Raw genomic sequence first — 6,915 nt, forward strand, 5'->3', positions numbered from 1 at the left:
ATGGACATCATCTTAAAAAATGTAAAGAAAAAAGATTTTCCAGTTTTAAAATCACTGGCAAAATCTCTTGGCTTTGAAATTGTTGAAGAGAAAGAAAAGCCATATAATCCTGAATTTGTAAAAGAAATTCTTGATGCAGAAAAAAGTATTGAAGAAGGAAAAGGAGTTAAAATAAAAGTTGAAGATTTGTGGAAGTAATTTATTCTGAAAAGGCTCAAAAAGATATTGTTTTTTGGAAGAAATCTGGAAACAAAGCCATCATGAAGAAAATTACAAATTTAATCGAAGATATTTTGCTTCATCCTTACGAAGGACTTGGAAAACCAGAACAATTAAAATATGAATTATCTGGAAGATGGTCAAGAAGAATCGATAAAGAACATCGAATTATTTATAGAATAACTGAAGAAAACAATATTGAAATACTAAATATCCTTTCATTGAAAGGACATTACGAATAAACAAAGAAAAAAAATGTTATCAATAAAAAACCTTCACGCCGCAATTGGTGATAAAGAAATCCTTAAAGGAATTAATATAGAAGTTAAAGCTGGAGAAGTTCACGCGATAATGGGACCAAACGGTTCTGGAAAAAGTACACTTTCTGCTGTTATTGCAGGAAACGAAAATTATGAAGTTACAGACGGAGAAGTAATTCTTGACGGAGAAGATCTTGCTGATTTAGCTCCTGAAGAAAGAGCGCACAAAGGTGTTTTCCTTTCTTTTCAATATCCAGTAGAAATTCCTGGAGTTAGTGTAACTAACTTTATGAAAACGGCTATCAACGAAACTCGTAAAGCAAACGGACAGGAAGAAATGCCTGCAAACGAAATGCTGAAAGTGATTCGTGAGAAATCTGAATTATTAGAAATCGACCGTAAATTTTTATCTCGTTCTTTAAATGAAGGTTTTTCTGGAGGAGAGAAAAAAAGAAACGAGATTTTCCAAATGGCAATGTTAGAGCCAAAATTAGCTATTCTTGACGAAACCGATTCTGGTCTTGATATCGATGCTTTGAGAATTGTTGCAAATGGTGTAAACAAATTAAAAAGCGAGAAAAATGCAATTATCGTTATCACTCACTACCAACGTTTATTAGATTATATCGTTCCAGATTTCGTTCACGTTCTTTACAACGGAAGAATTGTAAAATCAGGAGGAAAAGAATTGGCATACGAGCTTGAGGAAAAAGGATACGATTGGATTAAAGCAGAAAACTAGTTTACAGTTACAGTTTACAGTTTACCAAACTCACAACTTATAACTCATAACTTATAACTAAAGAAATGGATTTAAAAGAAAAATTAGTATCGTCTTTTATGGCTTTTGAGGAGCGTGTTGATGTGCATTCAGATTTGCATGACATCCGTACAAATGCTATAAAAAACTTCGAAAATAAAGGTTTCCCAACCAAAAAGGAAGAAGCTTGGAAATATACATCGCTAAACGCCATCTTAAAAAATGACTTTACGGTTTTTCCAAAGCAAGAAAATGCAATCGAATTCAATCAGGTAAAAAAATACTTTTTACACGAAATTGACACTTATAAATTAGTTTTTATTGATGGTGTTTTCAGTTCGCATTTGTCTTCTACGACACACGACGGAATCGATGTTTGCTTGATGTCATCAGCATTGACCAAACCAAAATACAAAATGGTTATTGATACGTACTTCAACCAAATTGCAAGCAAAGATGACAGCTTAACTTCATTGAATACTGCTTTTGCTATTGAAGGTGCTTTTATCAATATTCCAAAGAAAAAAGTAGCTGACAAACCAATTGAAATTATGTATTTCTCAACTGGAAATGAAACAGCTTTAATGGTTCAGCCAAGAAATTTGGTTATTGTGGGTGAAAATTCACATGTTCAAATTATCGAGCGTCACCAAAGTTTGAATGAAAATCCGGTTTTAACAAATTCTGTTACAGAGATTTTTGCTCAAAAACGCGCGATTGTTGATTATTACAAAATTCAAAACGACAACAGCGAAGCAAACTTAGTTGACAACACTTATGTTTCTCAACAACAAGAAAGCCACGCTTCTGTTCATACTTTCTCATTCGGAGGAAACCTTACTCGTAACAACTTGAACTTTTACCATTTCGGAGAAAGATTGACAAGTACGCTGAACGGAATTTCTATTTTGAATGACAAACAACACGTTGACCATTATACTTTGGTAAACCACGCACAACCAAACTGCGAAAGTTTTCAAGATTATAAAGGAATTTTCTCTGATCGTTCGACTGGAGTTTTCAACGGAAAAGTTTTGGTTGAGAAAGAAGCTCAAAAAACAAACGCTTTCCAAAAAAGCAACAACATTTTATTGAGCGATAAAGCGACAATCAACGCAAAACCACAATTGGAAATTTTTGCTGATGACGTAAAATGTTCTCACGGATGTACTGTTGGACAGCTTGATGAAACAGCAATGTTCTACATGCAATCTCGCGGAATCCCGAAAAAAGAAGCTAAAGCTTTATTGATGTACGCATTCTCAAATGCCGTTATCGAAAGCATTAAAATACCAGAATTAAAACAAAGAATTACTAAAATCATTGCCATGAAATTAGGCGTGAATTTAGGATTTGATTTGTAGAATTGTTTAACCGCAAGGTTCGCAAAGATTTACGCAAAGTTCGCAAGGTTTAGTTTTAAACTTTGCGAACTTTGCGCTTTTACTTAGCGTCTTTGCGGTTAAATATTAGCTTCTAATTTTGATAATTGATAATATAGCACCTAAGAAAAACAACGCTAATCCAAGTAATAAACAAATCGTATTAAATGGATGATCAATATTGGCAGACCAAGCGATTCCGTTTAAAACGAAACCAATTATCAACATTACAATTGGATGTAAAAGCTTCTTCATAATTTTATTTCTTAACTGAAGCAATAACCTCCTTTAAAAACCCATTAAAATCAAATCCAGGTTCTTCTTCTCTCACTCCCATTCTCACGATCACCATATCTTTTGATGGAATAATCGCCACCATTTGTCCCTGATAACCACTGCAATAAAACATATCGCGAGGAACATCTGGAAATTTTCCGCCTGCGTTTAACCAAAACTGAGCGCCATATTTACCTTCAGAAGTATTGGTTGGAGTTGCGGTGTATTTTACCCAACTTTCGTCAAGGATTTGTTCACCGTTCCAGTTTCCTTTATGAAGATATAATAATCCAAATTTTGACCAGTCGCGTGGTGTCGCCCAGCCGTAAGATGAACCAACGAAAGTTCCGCTCATGTCTTGTTCTACAATCATCGAGTTCATTCCGATTTTGTCGATTACAGCACTGTACCAAAAATCAAGATATTCTTGTTGGGTTTTAAATTGTCTTCTTAAAATTAGAGATAATAAATTGGTTGTTCCAGAAGAATAATTCCAATATGTGTTGGGTTTGAATTGTGCTGGTTTTTCCAATTGCACTTTTCCCATATCTTCGGCTTGAAAAAGCATTTTTGTAGCATCACAGATCGTGCTGTAATTCTCTTCCCATTCTAAACCAGAATTCATGTGAAGCAAATCGTTTATCGTAATATTTTTACGTTCGTCATTTTTCCATTCTGCAACCGGAGCTGGTTTGTAAATATCAATTTTTCCTTGTTTTGCCAAAACGCCAAAAGCCGAACTTGTGATGCTTTTTGTCATTGACCAACCTAGAATCTTACTGTCTTTATTAAATCCAGTATCATATTTTTCAGCTACTAAATGGTCTTTATATAAAACAACAACGGCACGAGTTCTTTTAATTCTTCCGCCAGTTTTATCAAAAGCATTGTCAACCGCTTTTTTTAATTTTGAATAATCGACATTTGAAAATGAAGTATCTTTTGGCTCATTATTTCCATACGGAAAAGGAAGATTATTTTCTAGTTTCGTTCTTTTTGGAAGTAAATAAGGTTTTGAAACATCAAAATTATCATTAATCAAAGTGGCTCCGATACCTTCGCGGTAAATAGCTTTTCTTTCTTTTAAACCATAAACAGAAGCTGTTGCAAATTTTCCAGCATCATCAATTGAGTTTTTTGCCAAATCAATCATTTTGATATCATTGTCGGTTTTCTCAATTAAATCTAATGGACGATTATCCATAAAATGTCCTGATGCGACACTTTTAGCCGAGAAACCTGAAATTAAATCAAGCTTCGGATAAGTTGTAAATCCGAAATACAAAAAAGCAAGAACTAAAACAAGCAGAAGTACTTTGAGAAATTTTTTCATGATGATTAGATATTTTTACTGCAATATAAATAATTTATCTTCACGTTTTTAAGCATCAAATTAGAAAACCGTTTCAGATAATTCAGAAAACCGAATTGATTTTTACGGAATCAGCATTTACACCTTGAGGCAATGGCGCCATAAAAGGAAATTATAGAATTTCTGTATAAACAAATTTAGTTTTAGTACTTTTGTAAATAGATTTTTTCTAAATAAGACATGCTAGATATTCAAAAAATAAGAGCTGATTTCCCGATACTTTCTCAAACTGTAAACGGAAAGCCATTAGTATATTTCGACAACGGAGCTACTTCGCAAAAACCACAAGTTGTAATTGATGCTGAAGTAAAATATTATCAAGAAATCAATGCCAACATTCACCGTGGCGTTCACACTTTAAGCCAGTTAGCAACTGATGCTTACGAAGTTGCTCGTGGAAAAGTAAAAGACCACATCAACGCAAAACATGCTCACGAAGTGCTTTTTACATCAGGAACAACGCACGGAATTAATTTAGTGGCAAACGGATTTGCTTCTATTTTAAAACCTGGCGATGAAGTGGTTGTTTCTTCTTTGGAACATCACAGTAATATTGTGCCTTGGCAGATGTTATGTGAAAAAACGCGAGCGATTTTAAAAGTTATTCCAATCAATGACAACGGAGAATTGATCATGGAAGAATTTGACAAATTGCTTTCAGACAAAACGAAAATCGTTACTGTAAATCATATTTCAAATGCATTGGGAATCATTAACCCAATTAAATATATCATTGACAAAGCTCACGCTGTTGGTTCTGCCGTTTTAATTGACGGCGCGCAGGCAGTTCCGCATTTAAAACCAGATGTTCAGGAATTAGATTGCGATTTTTATGCTTTTTCTGGTCATAAAATGTGTGGTCCAACCGGAACTGGAATTTTGTACGGAAAAGAAGCTTGGCTAAACAAACTTCCTCCTTACCAAGGTGGTGGTGAAATGATTAAAGAAGTTACTTTCGAAAAAACAACTTACGCTGATCTTCCTCATAAATTTGAAGCGGGAACTCCAAATATCGCTGGCGGAATCGTATTAGGAACTGCAATCGATTATTTAAACGAAGTTGGTTTTGAAAACATTCAAGCATACGAGCACGAACTTTTAGAACACGCTACAAAACGTTTATCTGAAATTGAAGGCATTAGAATCTACGGAACTGGAAAAAATAAAGCTTCGGTAGTTTCGTTTAATATTGATGGAATTCATCCGTATGATGTTGGATCTATTATAGATAAGTTAGGAATTGCAGTTAGAACAGGTCATCATTGTGCTCAGCCAATCATGAATTTCTTCTGTATTCCGGGAACAATTCGTGCTTCTTTCTCTTTCTACAATACAAAAGAAGAAATTGACGCCATGGTTGAAGCTGTGAAAAAAGCACAGATCATGTTAAGCTAAAAAAACGAAACGTATGAGAATACTATCAATATTGCTTTTAACGCTTTTTATTGCATCAGGATGTTGCAGTCAAAAAAAAGTAGATATGCAATCGACTCAAATTGAATATTCAGCAATGTCTAGAGGATATTACAAAAGCATCGTTGTGAAAAATAAATCGGCTTCTGTTACGAAAGAGCGTAATGCTGATGCTGTAAAAAGCAATATTGACGACTCCAAATGGAACCAAATTGTTTCAGCATTTTCAAAAGTTAATCTAGAAAATCTTTCTACTTTAAAAGCACCAACTGATAAACGTACTTATGACGGTGCCGCAATAGGAAATTTAAAAATAATAAAAGATGGAAAAACATATGAAACTCCAGGTTTTGACAATGGTTTTCCTCCAAAAGAAATCGAAGAACTAGTAAATTTATTAGTTGATTTTTCTAAAGAATAATTATGACGATAAAAGAAATACAAGACGAAATAATAGATGAATTTTCAATGTTCGACGACTGGATGCAGCGTTATGAATACATCATCGAACTAGGAAAAAGTCTTCCGTTAATCAAAGAAGAATACAAAACCGACGAGAATTTAATCAAAGGTTGTCAGTCAAAAGTTTGGTTACAAGGCGAACAAAACGATGATAAAATTGTTTTCACAGCAGACAGTGATGCTATTTTGACAAAAGGAATTATTGCAATTTTAATTCGTGCTTTCTCTAATCAAAAAGCAAAAGATATTCTGGAAGCAGACACGGAATTTATTGACGAAATCGGACTAAAAGAACATTTATCTGCAACACGTGCAAACGGTTTGGTTTCGATGATAAAAAACATTAAAATGTACGCTTTGGCTTTTGATGCTAAAAACAAAAATTAAAAAAATTTAAACCATATAAGTTATATAAGAAAATTTAAGTTTTGTTTTAAATGAACTTATATGGCTTATATGGTTAGAAAAATTTAAAGTAAGTTTTATCTTTCTTTTTATTTGTATTATTGCTAAAAAAAGTAATGATAACAAAGAAATATTTGACTGATTTAATTTATCAGGTAAATGGAGCAGCCATTGAAGTTCATAAAAGAATTGGCGCAGGACTTTTAGAAAGTATTTATCATCAATGTATGATTAAAGAACTTTCTTTAAGAGGAATTAATTTTGAATCAGAATTGAAGATTCCTGTTGAATATAAAGGGTTGCAATTAGAATCAGATTTAAGGTGTGATCTGTTTATAGAGAATTGTTTAGTTCTTGAATTAAAAG

The 6,915-nt window shown here is 33.4% G+C and carries 10 protein-coding genes; 8 read left to right on the forward strand and 2 right to left on the reverse strand.

Features of this window, described 5'->3' with window-relative positions:
* The 4 genes from VGE71_RS05685 to sufD all read left to right on the forward strand — a co-directional run bounded on the left by VGE71_RS05685 (nucleotide 1) and on the right by sufD (nucleotide 2,603).
* Nucleotides 1-198, forward strand: a complete 198-nt coding sequence (locus tag VGE71_RS05685; RefSeq protein ID WP_331137442.1) for a DUF2683 family protein — start codon at nucleotides 1-3, stop codon at nucleotides 196-198.
* Complete coding sequence (locus VGE71_RS05690; protein ID WP_331137443.1) at nucleotides 189-461, forward strand: Txe/YoeB family addiction module toxin; 273 nt, start codon at nucleotides 189-191, stop codon at nucleotides 459-461. Before VGE71_RS05685 ends, VGE71_RS05690 begins: the two co-directional genes overlap by 10 nt.
* A gap of 13 nt (nucleotides 462-474) precedes the next feature.
* Nucleotides 475-1,221, forward strand: a complete 747-nt coding sequence (gene sufC / locus VGE71_RS05695; RefSeq protein WP_057121683.1) for a Fe-S cluster assembly ATPase SufC — start codon at nucleotides 475-477, stop codon at nucleotides 1,219-1,221.
* Between the two features lie 65 nt (nucleotides 1,222-1,286).
* Nucleotides 1,287-2,603, forward strand: coding sequence for a Fe-S cluster assembly protein SufD (gene sufD / locus VGE71_RS05700; RefSeq protein ID WP_331137444.1), 1,317 nt, complete (start codon nucleotides 1,287-1,289; stop codon nucleotides 2,601-2,603).
* 105 nt (nucleotides 2,604-2,708) lie between these two features.
* Here the strand turns inward: sufD and VGE71_RS05705 are convergent, their stop codons facing one another.
* Nucleotides 2,709-2,876, reverse strand: a complete 168-nt coding sequence (locus tag VGE71_RS05705) for a hypothetical protein (protein ID WP_331137445.1) — start codon at nucleotides 2,874-2,876, stop codon at nucleotides 2,709-2,711.
* Between the two features lie 4 nt (nucleotides 2,877-2,880).
* Nucleotides 2,881-4,230 carry a serine hydrolase gene (locus tag VGE71_RS05710; RefSeq protein WP_331137446.1) on the reverse strand — a complete coding sequence of 450 codons (1,350 nt, stop codon included), beginning with the start codon at nucleotides 4,228-4,230 and terminating at the stop codon, nucleotides 2,881-2,883.
* A gap of 219 nt (nucleotides 4,231-4,449) precedes the next feature.
* Here VGE71_RS05710 and VGE71_RS05715 point away from each other — a divergent pair, with 219 nt between their 5' ends.
* The 4 genes from VGE71_RS05715 to VGE71_RS05730 all read left to right on the forward strand — a co-directional run.
* A complete protein-coding gene (locus tag VGE71_RS05715) occupies nucleotides 4,450-5,664 on the forward strand; it encodes a cysteine desulfurase (protein WP_331137447.1) in 1,215 nt (404 codons plus the stop codon).
* Between the two features lie 13 nt (nucleotides 5,665-5,677).
* A complete protein-coding gene (locus VGE71_RS05720; protein ID WP_331137448.1) occupies nucleotides 5,678-6,103 on the forward strand; it encodes a hypothetical protein in 426 nt (141 codons plus the stop codon).
* A gap of 2 nt (nucleotides 6,104-6,105) precedes the next feature.
* Nucleotides 6,106-6,531, forward strand: a complete 426-nt coding sequence (locus VGE71_RS05725; protein ID WP_331137449.1) for a SufE family protein — start codon at nucleotides 6,106-6,108, stop codon at nucleotides 6,529-6,531.
* 134 nt (nucleotides 6,532-6,665) lie between these two features.
* Nucleotides 6,666-6,915 (forward strand): GxxExxY protein (locus VGE71_RS05730; RefSeq protein ID WP_331137450.1); only part of this gene is annotated, 250 nt, incomplete at its 3' end.

Source organism: Flavobacterium sp. (genome assembly GCF_036405015.1).
In the GTDB taxonomy this organism is placed as follows: Bacteria; Bacteroidota; Bacteroidia; order Flavobacteriales; family Flavobacteriaceae; genus Flavobacterium.